This is a genomic window from Inquilinus sp. NPDC058860 (genome assembly GCF_042743185.1).
Lineage (GTDB): Bacteria > Pseudomonadota > Alphaproteobacteria > DSM-16000 > Inquilinaceae > Inquilinus.
Window position 1 is genome coordinate 291254 of record NZ_JBHYMS010000001.1, and the last position, 16677, is coordinate 307930.

At 71.3% G+C, this 16677-nt stretch carries 11 protein-coding genes; all 11 read left to right on the forward strand.

The features are described from left to right. Positions 1-38: 38 nt before the first annotated feature. The 11 genes from tssH to ACFW16_RS01365 are packed head-to-tail and all read left to right on the forward strand — an operon-like array spanning position 39 to position 16676. Positions 39-2750, forward strand: coding sequence for a type VI secretion system ATPase TssH (tssH, locus tag ACFW16_RS01315; protein ID WP_380301070.1), 2712 nt, complete (start codon positions 39-41; stop codon positions 2748-2750). After that, positions 2747-4081 carry a type VI secretion system-associated FHA domain protein TagH gene (gene tagH, locus ACFW16_RS01320; protein ID WP_380301072.1) on the forward strand — a complete coding sequence of 445 codons (1335 nt, stop codon included), beginning with the start codon at positions 2747-2749 and terminating at the stop codon, positions 4079-4081. The genes tssH and tagH overlap by 4 nt, the downstream gene beginning before the upstream one ends. Positions 4082-4087: 6 nt before the next feature. Next, complete coding sequence (gene tssJ, locus ACFW16_RS01325; protein WP_380301074.1) at positions 4088-4558, forward strand: type VI secretion system lipoprotein TssJ; 471 nt, start codon at positions 4088-4090, stop codon at positions 4556-4558. A gap of 11 nt (positions 4559-4569) precedes the next feature. Continuing rightward, positions 4570-5913: a type VI secretion system baseplate subunit TssK gene (tssK, locus tag ACFW16_RS01330; protein WP_380301076.1), complete on the forward strand. Its 1344-nt coding sequence runs from the start codon at positions 4570-4572 to the stop codon at positions 5911-5913. A gap of 6 nt (positions 5914-5919) precedes the next feature. After that, the gene (gene icmH, locus ACFW16_RS01335; RefSeq protein ID WP_380301078.1) at positions 5920-7296 is read left to right on the forward strand and encodes a type IVB secretion system protein IcmH/DotU; all 1377 of its coding nucleotides are present in this window, start codon (positions 5920-5922) and stop codon (positions 7294-7296) included. A gap of 25 nt (positions 7297-7321) precedes the next feature. After that, a complete protein-coding gene (tssM, locus tag ACFW16_RS01340) occupies positions 7322-10975 on the forward strand; it encodes a type VI secretion system membrane subunit TssM (RefSeq protein ID WP_380301080.1) in 3654 nt (1217 codons plus the stop codon). Beyond that, positions 10957-11652 carry a type VI secretion system-associated protein TagF gene (gene tagF, locus ACFW16_RS01345; protein ID WP_380301082.1) on the forward strand — a complete coding sequence of 232 codons (696 nt, stop codon included), beginning with the start codon at positions 10957-10959 and terminating at the stop codon, positions 11650-11652. Before tssM ends, tagF begins: the two co-directional genes overlap by 19 nt. Beyond that, complete coding sequence (locus tag ACFW16_RS01350; protein ID WP_380301084.1) at positions 11649-12419, forward strand: PP2C family protein-serine/threonine phosphatase; 771 nt, start codon at positions 11649-11651, stop codon at positions 12417-12419. Before tagF ends, ACFW16_RS01350 begins: the two co-directional genes overlap by 4 nt. Continuing rightward, positions 12416-13894: a serine/threonine-protein kinase gene (locus tag ACFW16_RS01355; protein WP_380301086.1), complete on the forward strand. Its 1479-nt coding sequence runs from the start codon at positions 12416-12418 to the stop codon at positions 13892-13894. The genes ACFW16_RS01350 and ACFW16_RS01355 overlap by 4 nt, the downstream gene beginning before the upstream one ends. Further along, positions 13891-15945, forward strand: coding sequence for a vWA domain-containing protein (locus ACFW16_RS01360; protein ID WP_380301088.1), 2055 nt, complete (start codon positions 13891-13893; stop codon positions 15943-15945). Before ACFW16_RS01355 ends, ACFW16_RS01360 begins: the two co-directional genes overlap by 4 nt. After that, complete coding sequence (locus ACFW16_RS01365; protein ID WP_380301090.1) at positions 15942-16676, forward strand: ABC transporter ATP-binding protein; 735 nt, start codon at positions 15942-15944, stop codon at positions 16674-16676. The genes ACFW16_RS01360 and ACFW16_RS01365 overlap by 4 nt, the downstream gene beginning before the upstream one ends. Position 16677: the final 1 nt, after the last annotated feature.

Below are 16677 nucleotides of genomic sequence, written 5' to 3' on the forward strand. Positions count from 1 at the left end.
GCGACCACAACCGCCGGCCTGAGAAGGGAGAGCAGCAGATGGCCGCGATCGATCTGAAATCCCTGATCGGCAGGTTGAATCCCGAATGCCGCCGGGCATTGGAGGAGGCGGCGGGGCTGACCCTGTCCCGGTCGCATTTCAACGTCGAGATCGAACACTGGCTGCTCAAGCTGCTCGAGGATGCCCGCGGCGACATCGGCCTGTGCCTGGCCCATTACGAGATCGATGCCGGGCGCGTCGCGGCCGATCTGACCCGGGCGCTGGATCGGCTGAAGACCGGGAACGTGCATCCCCCCGCCCTGTCGCCGTCGCTGATCTCACTGGGCCGCGAGGCCTGGCTGCTCGCCTCGCTGGAATATGGCGAGCCGCAGATCCGTTCGGGGCATCTGCTGGCGGCGCTCGTCTCCGACGACCTTCTGGCGCAGCACGCCCGCACCGCATCGTCATGGCTCGGACGGATTCCCGCCGAGACGCTGCGGCGCGAGCTGCCCCGCCTCGTCGCCGGCGCCTCCGAGACGCCGCCGGCCCCGGCCGCAGGCGAGGCGCCGGCATCCGCCGCGGCCGGCAGGCGAACCGAGGCGCTCGACCGATACACGACCGACCTCACGGCGCGGGCGCGGGCCGGCGGGATCGATCCGATCCTGGGCCGCGATGCGGAGATCCGCCAGGTGACCGACATCCTGATGCGGCGCCGCCAGAACAACCCGATCCTGACCGGCGAGGCCGGCGTCGGCAAGACGGCCGTGGTCGAGGGCTTCGCCCTGCGCATCGCCGGCGGCGACGTCCCCGAGCCGCTGCGGGAGGTGACCCTGCGGACCCTCGATCTCGGTCTGCTGCAGGCCGGTGCCGGTGTCAGGGGCGAGTTCGAGAACCGGCTGAAATCGGTGATCGAGGAGGTCCAGGCCAGCCCGACCCCGATCATCCTCTTCATCGACGAGGCGCACACCATGATCGGTGCCGGCGGGCCGGCCGGCCAGAGCGACGCGGCCAATCTGCTGAAGCCGGCGCTGGCCCGCGGCGAACTGCGCACCATCGCCGCGACGACCTGGTCGGAATACAAGCGGTACGTCGAAAAGGATGCGGCGCTGAGCCGGCGCTTCCAGGTGGTCAAGGTCGAGGAGCCGTCGGAGGACGCGGCGATCGACATGATGCGCGGCATCGCGCCGACGCTGGAGCAGCATCACGGCGTCCGCATCCTCGACGAGGCCATCGTCGGCAGCGTCCGCCTGTCGCATCGCTACATCGTCGGCCGCCAGCTGCCGGACAAGTCGGTCAGCCTGCTCGACACCGCATGCGCCCGGGTCGCCATGGCGCAGGCCACGACGCCCGCCGCGATCGAGGACCTCATCCGACAGCGGGAGCGGCTCGACGCCGAGATCGCGATCCTGCGCCGCGAGCAGGCCACGAGCGCGGACGACAGCGGCGTGATCGCGGCGCTGGAGGATCGGCGGCGCGCGGTCGAGGCCGACCATGCCCGCCTGTCCGAACGCTGGCAGGCGGAGCGGGAGGCCGTCGAGCGGATCCGCGAGCTTCGGGCACGGATCGAGGCGGCGAGCGGGCTCGACTGCGGCACGGGCGAGGCGGCGCCGGCCGAACTGCCGGAGACCGTCGCGGCCCTGCGCGCCGGCTATGCCGCGGCCCGGGCCAGGCTGACGGCGCTGCAGGAGGATGCGGGCCTGAACCCCGTCGATGTCGACGCCCAGACCGTCGCCGAGGTCGTGGCGAGCTGGACCGGCATCCCGGTCGGCCGGATGGTGTCGGACGAGATCCGCGCGGTGCTGACGCTGAAGGACCGGATGCGGGACCGGATCGTCGGCCAGGATCACGCGCTGGAGGCGGTGGCCCAGTCGATCCGCACCGCGCGGGCGAAGCTGACCGACCCGCGCAAGCCGATCGGCGTCTTCCTGTTCGTCGGCATGTCCGGCGTCGGCAAGACCGAGACGGCGCTGGCGCTGGCCGACCTGCTGTTCGGCGGCGAGCACACCATGACCGTCATCAACATGTCGGAGTTCAAGGAGGAGCACAAAGTCTCGCTCCTGCTGGGCGCGCCGCCCGGCTATGTCGGCTATGGCGAGGGCGGCATCCTGACCGAGGCGGTGCGCCGGCGGCCCTACTCCGTCGTCCTGCTGGACGAGCTGGAGAAGGCCCATCCCGGCGTCCAGGACGTGTTCTATCAGGTGTTCGACAAGGGGATGCTGCGCGACGGCGAAGGTCGCGACATCGACTTCAAGAACACCGTCGTCATCCTGACCTCGAATGTCGGCTCCGATCGCATCGCGAAGCTCCATGCCGACCCGGACACCATGCCGGACGCCACGGGGCTGGCCGAGGCGCTGCGCCCGGAACTGCTGGCCGCCTTCAAGCCGGCGTTTCTGGGCCGGGTGACGGTCATCCCGTTCCTGCCCCTCGGGGAGGACACCGTGCGCCGGATCGTCCGGCTGCAGCTCGACCGCGTGGCGCGCCGTGTCTCCGAAACCTATGGCGCGACCCTGCGCTGCGACGACGGCGTGGTCGAGGGGTTGCGCGCGCGGGCGACGGAGAATGAAAGCGGCGCCCGGGCGATCGAGCAGATCCTGTCGCGGACCCTGCTGCCGGATCTTGCGGCGCAGTTCCTGACCCGGGCGTCCGAGGGAGAGCCGATCGCGGACGTCACCGTCGCGATGGATGCCGCCGGCGGTTTCCAATACCGGGTGGCCCCAAGAGACCAGGAGCGGGTCCGACCGAGTTCACAGACGGTCCGACAGCCATGAAACTGACCATCGATCTCGTCAATGCAGGCCCGGGCCACACCGGCCATCGGGAGTCCCGGACGCTCGAAGGCAGAGGGCTGACGATCGGGCGCAGCGCCGACAACGACTGGGTCGTCGACGATCCGTCCCGCACGCTTTCGAAGAACCACTGCCTGATCGACTATGTCGACGATCGCTACGTGCTGTTCGATCTCAGCGCCAACGGCACCTTCGTCAATAACACGGACGAACCTGTCGGCCGCTCGAACAGCGTGGTGCTGTCCGATGGCGACCGGATCTGGATCGGCGACTGCGAGTTCGCGGTCCGGCTGTCGGGCACGGAGGCGCCCGCGGCCGGGCACTCGATCGATGTCGACGATCCGGCGGCCGCGCCCTTCGGCATCGATCCGGACCGCGATCCGCCGGCATCACTGAAGATCTCCAACCCGGAGGACTGGCCGGCGGACGCCGATGCCGATCCCTTTGCAGACGGGCCCGATCGGGCCGGACCGGCGGCGGAGCCCGACCATCTGCCGACGGAGCGCTCGGCCTTCCGGCCGCCGCCGATCCGGTTCGAGGCGATCCCCGAGGATTGGGACGAGCAGGCGCCCGCCACGCCGGACGACAGGGCACGGCCGCCCCCGAAGCCGCCACCCGCGGAAGAGCATGCCACCCGCGATCCGCCCGATGCGCCCGAGCCGCCCCCAGCCGAGCGGCCGACCGCGGAGCCAGCGCATATCGAGCCGGCGGCCACGCCCGCCGCGGCGCCGATGGACCTGATCAAGGTCGTTCTCGAAGCCGCCGGGCTCGACCCCGCGCAGTTTCCACCGGAGCGCGCCGAGGCGCTGGCCCGGACCATTGGTTCGATCTTCCGCGCGACGGCACAGGGACTGATCGAGTCCCTGGACGCACGGACGACCCTGAAGACCGAGTTCCGGATCGAGCGCACCGCGATCCGGCCACGCGACAACAATCCGCTGAAGTTCTCGGCCACGGCCGAGGAGGCCCTGATGGCCATCCTGTCCCCGCCGCTGCCGGCCTTCGCGGGAGGGGCCGAGGCGATCGAGGAAGCGTTTCGCGACATCCGCAACCACGAGCTGGCCACGATCGGCGGAATGGAGGCGGCGCTCGGCCACCTGATCGAGAGCCTCGCGCCGCAGGCGGTGGAGGCGGCGGCGAACGGCACGACCAGCGGCCTCGGAGCCGTCCTGCCGGCCGCGCGCAAGGCCAAGCTGTGGGATGCCTATGTCGCCCGTCATCGGCAGGTGTCGGAGACAGCGTCGGAGAACATCCGCGACCTCTTCGGCCGGGCCTTCGCCGAGGGCTACGAGCGCCGGAGAGAACAAGGCTGAACGGAGATGGATCCCATGCAGTTGTCGCGATTCGCCATCCTCATGCTCGGAACCTCGCTCGCATCGGGGTGCGGCATGTTCGATTCCAAGCCGGCTCCGATCCCGGTCACCCTGACGGCCGCCGGGGACATCAACCCCGACGCCTCGGCGCGTCCGTCGCCCATTCGGGTGCGCGTCTACCAGCTTCGCTCCGCTTCGGCCTTCCAGCAGTCGGACTATTTCGCGCTCACGGACGGCAAATCCGACGCGCTGGGCGACACGGTCGTCGGGTCGGAGGAGGTGATGCTGTCCCCGGGCAGCACCCGCACCCTCTCGACCCCGATCGACGAAGGGGCCCGTTACATCGGGGTGGTCGCGGGCTTCAGGGACATCGACAGGTCGCAGTGGCGCAGCGTCCGGCAGATCGACCCCGGCGGCGTCGAGGCCGTGGACGTGTCCGTGGCGGCACACGGGGTCTCGGTCGCGGTGAACCAATAGGCAGGTCGAGGATGTCCTGGGACAACAAGGTCGTCTGGTCGGAGGGGATGTTCCTCCGGACCCACCACTTCCAGCAGTTCGACCGCTATGTGGAGAAGCTGGTCCGCGCCCGCGTTGCCGAGCTGAAACCCTATCCCTGGGGCGTTGCGGAGCTGCGCATCAACCAGGATCTGCTGGCGACCGGCAGGTTCGCCCTCACCGCCTGCCGGGGCGTGCTGGAGGACGGCACGCCGTTCGCCATTCCCGAGGACGCCGACCATCCGCCGCCGCTGACCATCCCCGACACGGCCCGCAACGCCGTGATTTCTCTCGCCGTCCCGGTCCGGCAGCCCGGCAGCCCGGTCATCGATCATTCGGCGGGCGGCGACGGCAGTGCGCGCTTCGTGACCACGGAGTTCGAAGCGACCGACGCCAACGCCTTCTCGGCATCCGTCGCCCCGCTGCAGGTGGCCAAGCTGCGGATGCGCTACCTCCTCGAAGGCGAGGACCAGTCCGGCTATATCGGGCTCGGCATCGCGCGGATCGTCGAGGTCCGGTCCGACTCGATGATCGTGCTCGACGACCGCTACATCCCGCCGATGCTGACCTGCGATGCGTCGCCGGCGCTGACCGGCTTCGCGACGGAGATCCTGGGCCTGCTTCACCATCGCGGCGAAGCCCTGGCCGGACGGGTCAGCGCCTCCGGCACCCAGGGCGTGGCCGAGGTCGCGGATTTTCTTCTGCTGCAGCTCGTCAACCGGTACGAGCCGCGGCTCGCGCATCTGGCAACCGTCGCGAACCTCCATCCCGAGCGGTTCTACGAGACGGCGGTGGAGCTTGCCGGCGAGCTGGCCACCTTCACCGGCAAGGGCAAGCGGCCACCCGCCTTTCCGCAGTATCGGCATGACGATCTCGAGCACTGCTTCCAGGCCGTGATGCTGGAGCTGCGGCATTCCCTCTCCGCCGTGCTCGAACAGACGGCGATCCCGATCCCGCTGGAGGAGCGGCGCTACGGGATCCGCGTCGCCCCGCTCGCCGACCGCACGCTGCTCGACCATGCCGCCTTCATCCTGGCGGTGCGGGCGGATGCCCCGGCCGAGGCGCTGCGCCGCCACTTCCCGTCGCAGGTCAAGATCGGGCCGGTGGAGCAGATCCGCAACCTGGTCAACGCCGCCTTGCCGGGCATCGTCATCCGCGCCCTGCCGGTCGCGCCGCGGCAGCTGCCCTACCACCCCGGCGTGATCTATTTCGAGATGGACCGAAGCAGCCGCTACTGGGAGGAGCTGAAGTCGTCCGGCGGCATGGCGGTGCACGTCGCCGGCGAGTTCCCGAACATCCAGATCGAATGCTGGGCGATCAAGGCATCGCAGGGATAGACGCCGATGGTCGATGACGATCCCTTCGCCGCACCCGACAACCCCGACCGCACCGTCATCCGCCCCCGGCCCGGGGGCAACCGGGCCGCCGCCGCGGAGACGGGTGAACCGACCCAGAGCCCGGGCAGACCGCCGACGCGGCCGCGGCTGGCAGCCGGCGCCGGCCCGACCGAAGCCGTCCCCCTGGCCCCCACGGGCGTGAACCCGCTGGTCCAGGCTGCGGCTGTGCTGTTCGCTCTCGCGGTCCGCCTGAAGAACCGCGCGGTTCATCGCGACGTGCCGCTGCTGCGCCAGCGGGTGGTCGCCGAAGTCCGGACCTTCGAGCGCACGGCGCTGGCCGGCGGCGCGTCCGCCGATGCCATCCGTGCGGCCCGCTATGCGCTCTGCGCCACCATCGACGATCTGGTCCTCAACACGCCGTGGGGAAGCCAGAGCCTGTGGACCAAGCAATCGATGGTCTCGACCTTCTACAACGAGACCTGGGGCGGCGAGCGCTTCTTCGAGATCCTCGACCACCTGATGAAGACCTCGGATCGCAACCTGGAGGTTCTCGAGCTCTTCTACATCTGCCTCTCGCTGGGCTTCGAAGGCCGGTACCGGGTCGAATCCCGCGGCCCGTCGCGGTTGGGCGACGTACGGGAATCCGTGTTCCGCGCCATCCGGCGACGGCGCGGCGAGATCGAGCGGACCCTGTCGCCGCACTGGGTGGGTGTCGTGTCCGATCGTCGCCCGCTGGGCCGGCTGGTCCCCCTCTGGGTGATCGGCGCCGCGGTGGCGGCCATGCTGGTCCTGGCCTTCGTCGGCTTCCGCTGGGCCCTCGATGCCAGGCTGGAGCCCGTGATGGCGGCCGCGACGGAGCTTCCGCCGCACGGCGCGGTCGTGATCGAACGGCCGGCCCCGGTCGAGCCGCCCCCTCCGCCGGAACCGCCGAAGGAGTCGGCCGAGCAGCGCCTGACGCGCTTCCTCGAGCCGGAGATCCGCGAAGGCCTGGTCACCGTGGTCGAGGACCAGCAGTCGGTTCGCGTCCGGATCAACGGCAGCAACCTGTTCGCCTCGGCCAGCGACACCCTGCTCGACGATCGCCGGCCGGTCGTCGACCGCATCGGGCAGGCCCTGGAGACCGAGCCCGGGCAGGTCGTGATCGAAGGCCACACCGACAGCCAGGCGATCAAGACCGTCCGGTTCCCGTCGAACTGGCAGTTGTCGACCGCACGGGCGGAGTCGGTCCGCCGCATCCTCGCGCAGCATGTCAGCGACGACGGCCGCTTCTCGGTGGAAGGCAAGGCCGACACCGAGCCCCTGGCGGCGAACGACACGCCGGAGGCGCGGGCGCAGAACCGCCGGATCGAAGTCGTGCTCATGAAGCCGGCCGGGGCCGGCTGACCGTCAGGAAGGGCAAGAGCCGCCGATGCGCAAGGTCCTCGCCATCCTCACCGCGCGCTGGTTCGTCAGCCTGGTCGGCGTGCTTCTGCTGTCCGCGATCGTCTGGTTCGTCGGGCCCCTGATCGCGGTTGCGGAGGTGCGGCCGCTCGAGACCGCCCTGGCGCGCGTCGTGACGATCGCCGCCATGCTGGTGATCTGGTCCTTCGCCACCGCCTGGTCCATCGTCCGCAACCGTCAGGCCAATGCCAGGCTGGTCGACGAGATGAGCCGGCAGCAGGGTCCGCCGCCCTCCCATCCGGCGCAGGATCCGGAGCTCGCGCTGATCCGCGACCGACTGGCCGAGGCCCTGGCCACGCTGCGGCGGACGCGCGTCGGCAGGCGGGGGAGCCGCCGCTGGCTGTACGAACTGCCATGGTACATCCTGATCGGCCCGCCCGGCGCCGGCAAGACCACCGCCCTCCTCAACTCCGGGCTCGATTTCCCCTTGGCCGAGCGCGCCGGGCAAAGCCGCGAGGCGATCCGCGGCATCGGCGGCACGCGCAACTGCGACTGGTGGTTCACCAACGAGGCGGTGCTGATCGACACCGCCGGCCGCTACACGACGCAGGACAGCCACGCCACCCGCGACGCCGCGGCATGGCACGGCTTTCTCGGCCTGCTGAAGCGGCATCGGCCGCGCCAGCCGATCAACGGCGCGCTGGTCTGCGTCAGCGTCTCCGACATCGCCCTGATGCCGGAAAGCGAGCGAACGGCCCATGCGCGTGCCATCCGCCAGCGCCTGGACGAGCTGACGAACGAACTCGGCATCCGCTTCCCGGTCTATGTGCTGCTGACCAAGGCCGACCTGCTGGCCGGCTTCGCCCAGTTCTTCGACGACCTGGGACGCGAGGAGCGCGAGCAGATCTGGGGCACCACCTTCGCCTTCGACGACGGGCAGGGCGAAGAGGGCGTCCTGCCCCAGTTCCTGCGCGAGTTCGATCTTCTGGTCGAGCGGCTGAACGACCGGGTCATCGAGCGCCTGCATCAGGAACCCGACATCCGGCAGCGCAGCCTGATCTACGGCTTTCCCGCCCAGGTCGCGTCGCTGCGTGGAGCCCTCGACACCTTCCTGACCGAGGCGTTCCGGCCCAGCCGCTACACCGCCCGCCCGCTGCTGCGCGGCGTCTACCTGACCAGCGGCACGCAGGAGGGCACGCCCTTCGACCGGCTGATGGGCGCGATGGCCCAGTCCTTCGGGCTCGACCGGCAGCAGATCGCATCGACCGGCGGCCGCGGGCGCAGCTACTTCCTGACCGCCCTGCTGCGCCGGGTCGTGTTCGCCGAAGCCGGCATGGTCTCGACCAACCCGCGGCTCGAGCGGCGGCTGCGATGGCTGCGGCGGGGCGCCGTCGCCGCGGCCTGCGCAGCGCTGGTCGCCGCGCTGGCCGGCTGGACGGCCAGCTACATGGGCAACAGCGACCTGATCCGGTCGGCCCGGGCCAGCCTCGACGACTATGCCGGCAAGCTCGGCGCCTCGGGGGATCCGGTCCGCGATTCCGATCTCGCTGCGATCGTGCCGCCGCTCGACGCCCTGCGCGGCATGCCGGCGGGGTACGACCGGCGCGATGCGCCGGTCCCGGTCTCGATGCGCCTCGGCCTCTACCAGGGCGATACGCTGTCCCAGGCCACGGTCCAGGCCTACAGGCATGCGCTCAACAGCCTGCTGCTGCCGCGGCTCATCGTCCGGCTCGAGGAGATCCTGCGCGGGATCGATCAGCCGTCGGACCTGGCCTACATCGCTCTCAAGGTCTATCTGACGCTGGGCGGCAAGGCCCCTGCGAGCGACCCGGACGCGGTCATGGCCTGGCTCGAGGTCGACCTGCAGCAGCGCTATCCGGGCGACCGGAACGCTGCCCTGCGCGCGGCGATCGAAGCCCATACCGCCGCCCTCCTGGAACGGCGTGTGGCCGACATCGGCATCGACGGCCAGCTGGTCGAACGGGTCAGGACCATCGTCGCCGCCGTGCCCCCGGCGGGGCAGGCGTATCGGCTGCTGAGCACGGGGGCCGAGGTGGCGGCGCTGCCCGAATGGACCGCCGGCGACCACGCCGGACCTCAGGGGGCCCGCGTCCTGGCTCGCAGCTCCGGCAAGGGCCTGGGCGAGGGCATTCCCGGCCTTTTCACCTATCGCGGCTTCCACGAGGCCGTGCTGCCCGGGCTGGAGACCGCCGCCCGCGCGATCGCGTCGGAACGCTGGGTGGTCGACCGGACGGCCCCGACCGGGGCGCCGGAGGACGAGGCGGTCGCGCAGATCGCGCGCGACGCGCTGCAGCTCTACTACGACGACTATGTCTCGAACTGGAACGCGCTGCTGGCGGATATCCGGATCGTGCCCTTCGAGAGCCGGCAGCATGCGGTCGAAGCCCTGAACATCCTGTCCGGGCCGAGCTCGCCGCTCTCCCAGCTGCTGCGGGCCGCGGCGACGGAGACCAAACTGACCGCGCCGCCGCCGGAGGGCGGGGACCACGGCGCGCCGGAATCCGACCAGGCCGGCGCGGGACGGGAGCAGGCGGCCGAGACGGCCGGCGCGTCCGCCGAGGCCGCGGCGCAGAGCCGCTTCGGCATGACCGGCCGCGTCGCCGCCCTGCTGGCGCGCGACTACGCCCGGTCCAGGCTGGGCGGCAGCGGCGACAACGGCGCGCCGGAACCGCCCGGCCGCTATGTCGAGGATCGCTTCCGCGACCTGCAGACCTTCGTCGAGGGGCCCAACGGAGCCCCGGCGCCGCTGGACGACATGATCCGCACGCTGGCCGACATCTACCAGCAGATGAACCGCAGCGCGATGACGACCGGCAGCACGGGAGCGGCGGCCAATGCCGAGCTGACCGGGCTGGCGCAGCAGCTGACGGCATCGGCGGGCCGCGCCCCCGCGGCGATGCGCGGCTGGGCGGGCCAGATCGCCGAGGCGACCTCGTCCGTCACCGTCGGCGGCGCGCGGCAGACGCTCAACGCCGACTGGAACTCGGGCGGGCGGGAGCTCTGCCGCGCGGCGCTGACCGGGCGCTATCCCTTCGCCCGCGGCGCCCGCGAGGATGTGAAGCTGGACGACTTCGCCAGGCTGTTCGCGCCCGGCGGCCTGATCGACGGCTTCTTCACCAAGAATCTCGCCCAGTATGTGGATACGTCGACATCACCCTGGCGCTGGGGCCGCGTCAACAATGTCGATCTCGGCATCGACGCCGCGACCCTGACCCAGTTCGAACGGGCCGCGCGGATCCGGGACGCGTTCTTCCCCCAGGGCGGCAACCGTCCCGATGTCGGCTTCGAGATCGAGCCCGTCGACCTGTCCGCCGGGGCGGCGAGCGTGACGCTCGACATCAACGGTCAGGTGGTGAGCTACGATCACGGACCTGTGCGGCCGGTCTCGATCCGGTGGCCCGGCACCGGATCGAACCAGGTCCGCGTCTCCTTCGCCGGCGTCGACGACGCAGCGGGCGGCGGACTGACCCTGGACGGCCCCTGGGCCCTGTTCCGCCTGGTCGACCGGGCGAAGATCGCCGGCGCTTCGGCGAGCGATCGGTTCCGCTTCACCGTGGCGGACAACGCCAACAGCGCCACGTTCGACCTGCGGACGGCGAGCGTGCTGAACCCGTTCACGCTTCCCGAGCTGAGGCAGTTCCAATGCCCGCAGGCCTTCTGACCGCGGCGGGTGCCGCCCCCGGCATCTTCGGCAAGCTGCCCTGGCTCGGCGATTTCGTCGTGCAGCGGTTGCCGCGAGGCTTCGTCGAGCCGTGGGACGCCTGGCTCCAGGACGGGCTCGCGGCATCCCGGGTGGCCCTCGGCGATGCCTGGCTGGACCGGTACCGGACCGCGCCGGTCTGGCGCTTCGCCCTGCCGGCCCATGTCGCCGGACCGCCCGTTGCCGGCCTGTTCCTGCCCAGCGTCGACCGCGTCGGCCGCTACTTCCCGCTGACGCTCGCCCTGCCGCTCGAGAGCGGACCGCCGCCGGATCTTCCGGCCAGCGCGGCATCCTGGTTCGACGCGCTCGAAGCGGTCGCGCTGGCGGCGCTGGAGGAGGAGACCCGTCCGGAGGACTGGCTGTCGGCCCTCGAGCGCATCGGCGCGCCCCCTCTTGTTCCCGCCGAGCGGCGCCGGGGAGACGACGATTGGATCCTCGAATCCGTCACCCCCGACGGCGGTCTTGCCGCCGCCTTCGCGCGCGTCGCCGATCGGCTCGCGCCCGATGCGGCCCCGGCACGGTTCTGGACGTCCCCCGGCGCAGAAGGATGGTTCCTCGCGGGCGCCGGCCTGCCCCCGGCCGATTTCTGGCCCCGGCTTCTGATCGGACCGGCCGAAAGCGCGGAGGCGCCGCCATGAGCGGCCGGCTCTTCCACTTCCATGCGGCAGGGCGGACCGATCCGGGCGCCATGGGCACCCATAACGAGGATGCCTTTCTGAGCCGTGCCGATGTCGGGCTCTGGGCCGTGGCGGACGGGATGGGGGGTCACCGGCGCGGCGATCACGCCAGCCGGACGATCATGCGCGCACTGTCGCAGATCCCGGCGCCCGAATCCGCCCCGGCCCTGATCGGCGAGGTCCGCGAACGGCTGGCTTCGGTCCACAGGATCCTGCGGATCGAAGCCGCGGAGATCGGCGACGGCGCCACCATCGGCTCGACGGTCGTGGTCCTGATGATCCACGGCGGCCACTTCGCCTGCCTGTGGGCCGGCGACAGCCGGCTGTATCTGCTGCGCGACCGGCAGCTCTGGCAGATCAGCCGGGATCACTCCTATGTCCAGGACCTGATCGACAGCGGCATCCTGGCGCCGGAGGAGGCGCTTCACCATCCCGAGGCCAATGTCATCACCCGTGCGGTCGGCGCCGCGGGCGAGCTGGAGCTCGACATGGAAGGGAGCACGGTGCTGCCCGGGGACGTCTTCCTGCTGTGCAGCGACGGGCTGACCCGGGTCGTCGCGGATGCGGAGATCGCCAACCTTCTCGACGCCATGCCGCCCGAGCAGGCGGCGAACACGCTGGTCGACCTGGCGCTCGGGCGCGGTGCGCCGGACAATGTCACCGTCGTCGCCCTGGCCTGCAGCGAGCCCTTCGACACGACACCGCCGGCGCGATGGAGCGGGCCATGAACGCCGACCGGTTGCAGCCGGAATCGCCGGATCCGACGCTGATCATGCCCCGGAAGCTCCACACCGGCGTGCTCCCGTCCGGGTCGACGGTCCTCCATACCTATCGGATCGTCCGCCTGATCAACCGCGGCGGCATGGGCGAGATCTACCAGGCCGAGCACATCGACCAGCTCACCCAGCACGCGATCAAGATCATCCTGCCCGACCTCGTCAGCGACGAGGCGATCGTCGCCCTGTTCCTGCGTGAGGCGGAAGCGCTGCGCAAGATCCGGCACGACGCGATCGTCGGCTATGACGGGCTGTTCCGCGACGCCAACGGCCGGCTGCACCTGGTCATGGAATATGTCGAAGGGCCCTCGCTGCGCGACCGGCTGGACGCCGGCCCCCTCGCCCCGGACGAGGTCCGCCTCCTTCGCGACCGCGTCGCATCGGGCCTGGCGGTCGCGCATGAGCGGGGGATCTTCCACCGCGACCTGTCGCCCGACAACATCATCCTCGAGCGCGGCCGGCTGGACGCGGCGAAGCTGATCGACTTCGGCATCGCCAAGCTGGCCGATCCGGGCGCCCAGACGCTGGTCGGGCACGGATTCGCGGGCAAGTTCTCCTGGGCGTCGCCCGAGCAGGTCGGCCTGTTCGGTGCCCAGATCGACGCCCGCTCGGACATCTACAGCCTTGGGCTCGTCCTGGCCGCCGCGGCGCGGGGACGGCCGCTCGACATGGGACAGACCATGCTGACGATGACCGAGGCGCGGCGCCGGGTCCCGGTCCTGGACGGGGTGCCGCCCGCCCTGGCCCCGGAGATCGCCCGGATGCTGGCGCCGGATCCGCTGGACCGGCCGCAATCGATGCGCGCGCTGCTGGGCGCGCCGGCGCCGCCGGACGATGCGGCGGGCGTGCCCGCTTCTCCGCCGGTCCTGGCCGGGCACCGCCGCTGGATCACGGCGGCCACGGCGGTGGTCGTCCTGGGGGCCGCGGGTGGCGCCGTATGGATGTCACGGACCGAGCCCCCGCCTTCCCCCGAGCCCCCGACGACGCCCGGCGGGCAGCCGGCGGCGCCCGCCTCTCCTGCCCCGAATCCGCCTCCATCGCCCGCTCCCCCCGGCGCGACCGCGGGGATGGGCACGGTGCCGCCGCCGAGCCCCACGAAGCCATCGCCGGCGGATCCCGGGACGCTGCGGCAGATCGCGACCCTGCCGGTGGCGGAGATGTTCGAGGCGGGCCGGCGCCTGCTCGATGTGGGGAATGCCGACGCCGCGCTGGTCGTCTGGGAAGAGGCCTCGCGTCGAGGCAGCGGGCCGGCGGCGCTCGGCATCGCCCGCTTCTATGATCCTGCCGGCTTCGGCACCGGCCCGAACCCGTTCAACACCCCCAATGCCGACAAGGCTCGCGAGTTCTATCGGCTCGCGCTTGCCCGGGGCATGGACGAGGCGCGCCAGCGCCTCGACGCCCTCGACGTTCCGGGTTCCGGCCGATGACGACGTCCCGGCCCCTTCATCGCCATCGGTGCGGCCCGGCTGTCGCCGCGCTGCTCGTCGCGCTGTTCGCCCTCGCCCTGCCGGCCGCGGCCCAGGCCCCACCTGCCCCGGTCGCCGGCACGGAGGCCCGCAGGCCGCTGCTGATGCAGGGGACGACCAGCCTGTGGCAGCGGGTGCTGACGCGCCCCGGGGCACGCCTGTCGCCGGCCCCGGGCGGCGATCCCCTTGGCACGGAACTGCCGCCGCTGTCGCTGCTCTTCGTCTATGCGCGGGCACCGGGGCCGGGGGGCGAATGGATCGAGATCGGCACGGCGCCGACCGGCCAGACGCTGGGCTGGATCCCGGCGACGCTGGCGATCGACTGGAAGCAGACCCTGGTGGTGGCCTTCACCAACCCGGTCAATCGCGGCCGCGCCCTGTTCTTCCGGGACGAGGAGGCCCTGCTGTCGCTGATGGAGGCGCCGGATGCGGGGGCACAGGCCGGCGCCCTCGGCCGCGCGGCCGAGACGGGGACGCTGCCGGCGGACGGACCGGTGGCCGCCGTCGAGCCGGCGACCTGGATCGACCCGGGCAAGTCCTTCTATCTGCTGCCGATCCTCGACTGGGCGGACGGCTATTTCGCCTCGGGACTGACCGGGCTCGGGCTCAAGGTGGCGGCGACCTCGCTGCAGGAACGCCCGGACCAGCCCGAGACGGCGTCCGCCGACGATCCCGGGGCGGCCGAGAGGCTTCTTGCCGGCTATCGGGCGGGCGTCGTCTTCGTCGTCGACACCACCGTGTCGATGGATCCCTACATCGCGCGCACCCGCGACACGATCCGGCAGGTGACGGAAACCCTGCGGCATTCCGGCTGGGGAGACCGGCTGAGCTTCGGCCTGATCGGCTTTCGCGACGTCATGGCGGACGGATCGCCGGACGGATACATCACCCGGGTCTTCGCCAACCTGCCGGAAAACCAGGACGAGCGCGGCTTCATCGCGAGCCTGGCGTCGGCGGAGGCGTCCAAGGTCTCAAATCTGGACTTCAAGGAAGATGCCTTCGCCGGGGTGAAGGCGGCCCTGGACGATATCGACTGGTCCGGCGTGGCCGGCCGCTTCATCGTGCTGGTCACCGATGCGAGCCCCCGCCGGGGCAACGATCCGTTCTCGTCGACCGGGCTTGACGTCGAGCAACTTCGGCTGCTGGCCCAGGCCAAGGGCGCGGCCGTGATCGCGATCCACGTCGAGACGGCGGCGGGCGGCCAAGCCGACCATGAATCGGCCCGGGAGGCCTATGAGGCCCTGACCACCTATCCGAATGTGGGCACGCTCTATTTCCCGGTCGAAGGCGGCGACGTCCGATCCTTCGGCGCGGTGGTGGACCGCGTCTCGCAGACGATGATCCGGCAGATGGAGAGCGCGGGCCAGGGCCAGGTCGCCGGTGCCGGCCAGGATCCCGCGTCCGGGCAGGAGGAGCGGTCGGCCGCGGAGCGGCGGATCGAGGAGGCGGTCGCGCGGACCGGCCTGGTCGGGCGCGCCATGCAGCTCGCCTATATCGGACGGACCCGGGACGCGCGTCCGCCGCGCCTGTTCTCCGCCTGGGTGTCCGATCGCGATCTCGCCAACCCGGCGCTCAAGGCCCTGGACGTGCGGGTGCTGATCACCAAGAATCAGCTTTCGGACCTGCAGGCGACGCTGCGCGCGATCCTCGAAGCCGGCGAGGCGACGCGCATCGCCCCGAACGACTTCTTCCGCCAGATGCGCAGCGCGGCGGCGACGATGAGCCGGCGGCCCGAGGCGGTCGGCCGGGAGGAGGCGCGGCGGCTCGCCGATCTCGGGCTGATCGGCGAATATCTCGAAGGCCTGCCCTACCGCAGCCGGATCATGGATCTGACCGAGGACGACTGGCTGTCCTGGAGCTATGGGCAGCAGCGGCAGTTCCTCGACGACCTTCAGGCCAAGATCAGGCTCTACCAGCAGGTCTACGACAACACCGACCTCTGGATCGCGCTCGACGGCGACAGGACCGGAGGCGAAGCCGTCTATCCGATGCCGCTCGACGCGCTGCCATGAACAGGCAGCCGGACGCCATCGTCTATGCCCTGCGCGACGTCGTGGTGCACCGCGGCCACGGCGGAGCGGTGTTCGAGCTTCACGTCCCCAACCTCCTGATCCCGCGGGGCGGGATCCTGTTCGTCGCCGGACGGTCCGGCTCCGGCAAGTCGACGCTGCTCGACCTGCTGGCGGGAACACTGGCCCCGGACCGCGCGGGTCAGTTCCAGATCTTCAGCGCTTCGGCGCCGGCGCGGGACCTCGCCGACCTCTGGCGCCGGCGGCGCTTCAACGCGCTGGCGGCGCTGCGGGGACGCAGCATCGGCTACGTCCTGCAGACGGGAGGGCTGCTGCCCTATCTGTCGGTCGGGCAGAACATCGCGCTCACGGCCAGGATCGCGGGTCGCCCGGATCCCGATCACATCCGGGCCCTGGCCCAGCGGCTCGGGATCGCCACCCTGCTCGACCTCCCGCCCGACCGCCTGTCGGTCGGCGAACGGCAGCGCGTCGCCATCGCCCGCGCCCTCGCCCATCGTCCGGACATCCTGCTGGCAGACGAGCCGACGGCATCGCTCGATCCGACGACGGCGGAACAGGTGTTCGATCTGCTGATCGAGACCGTCGACCGTCTGGGCACGACGGCGGTCATCGCCTCTCACGACCCGGCGCGCATCGGCGCCGCGGGAGGGCGGACGGTCAACCACTCGCTGCGGCGCGATCCGGATGCGGTGCGCGCCTGTTTCTGGAGCTGAG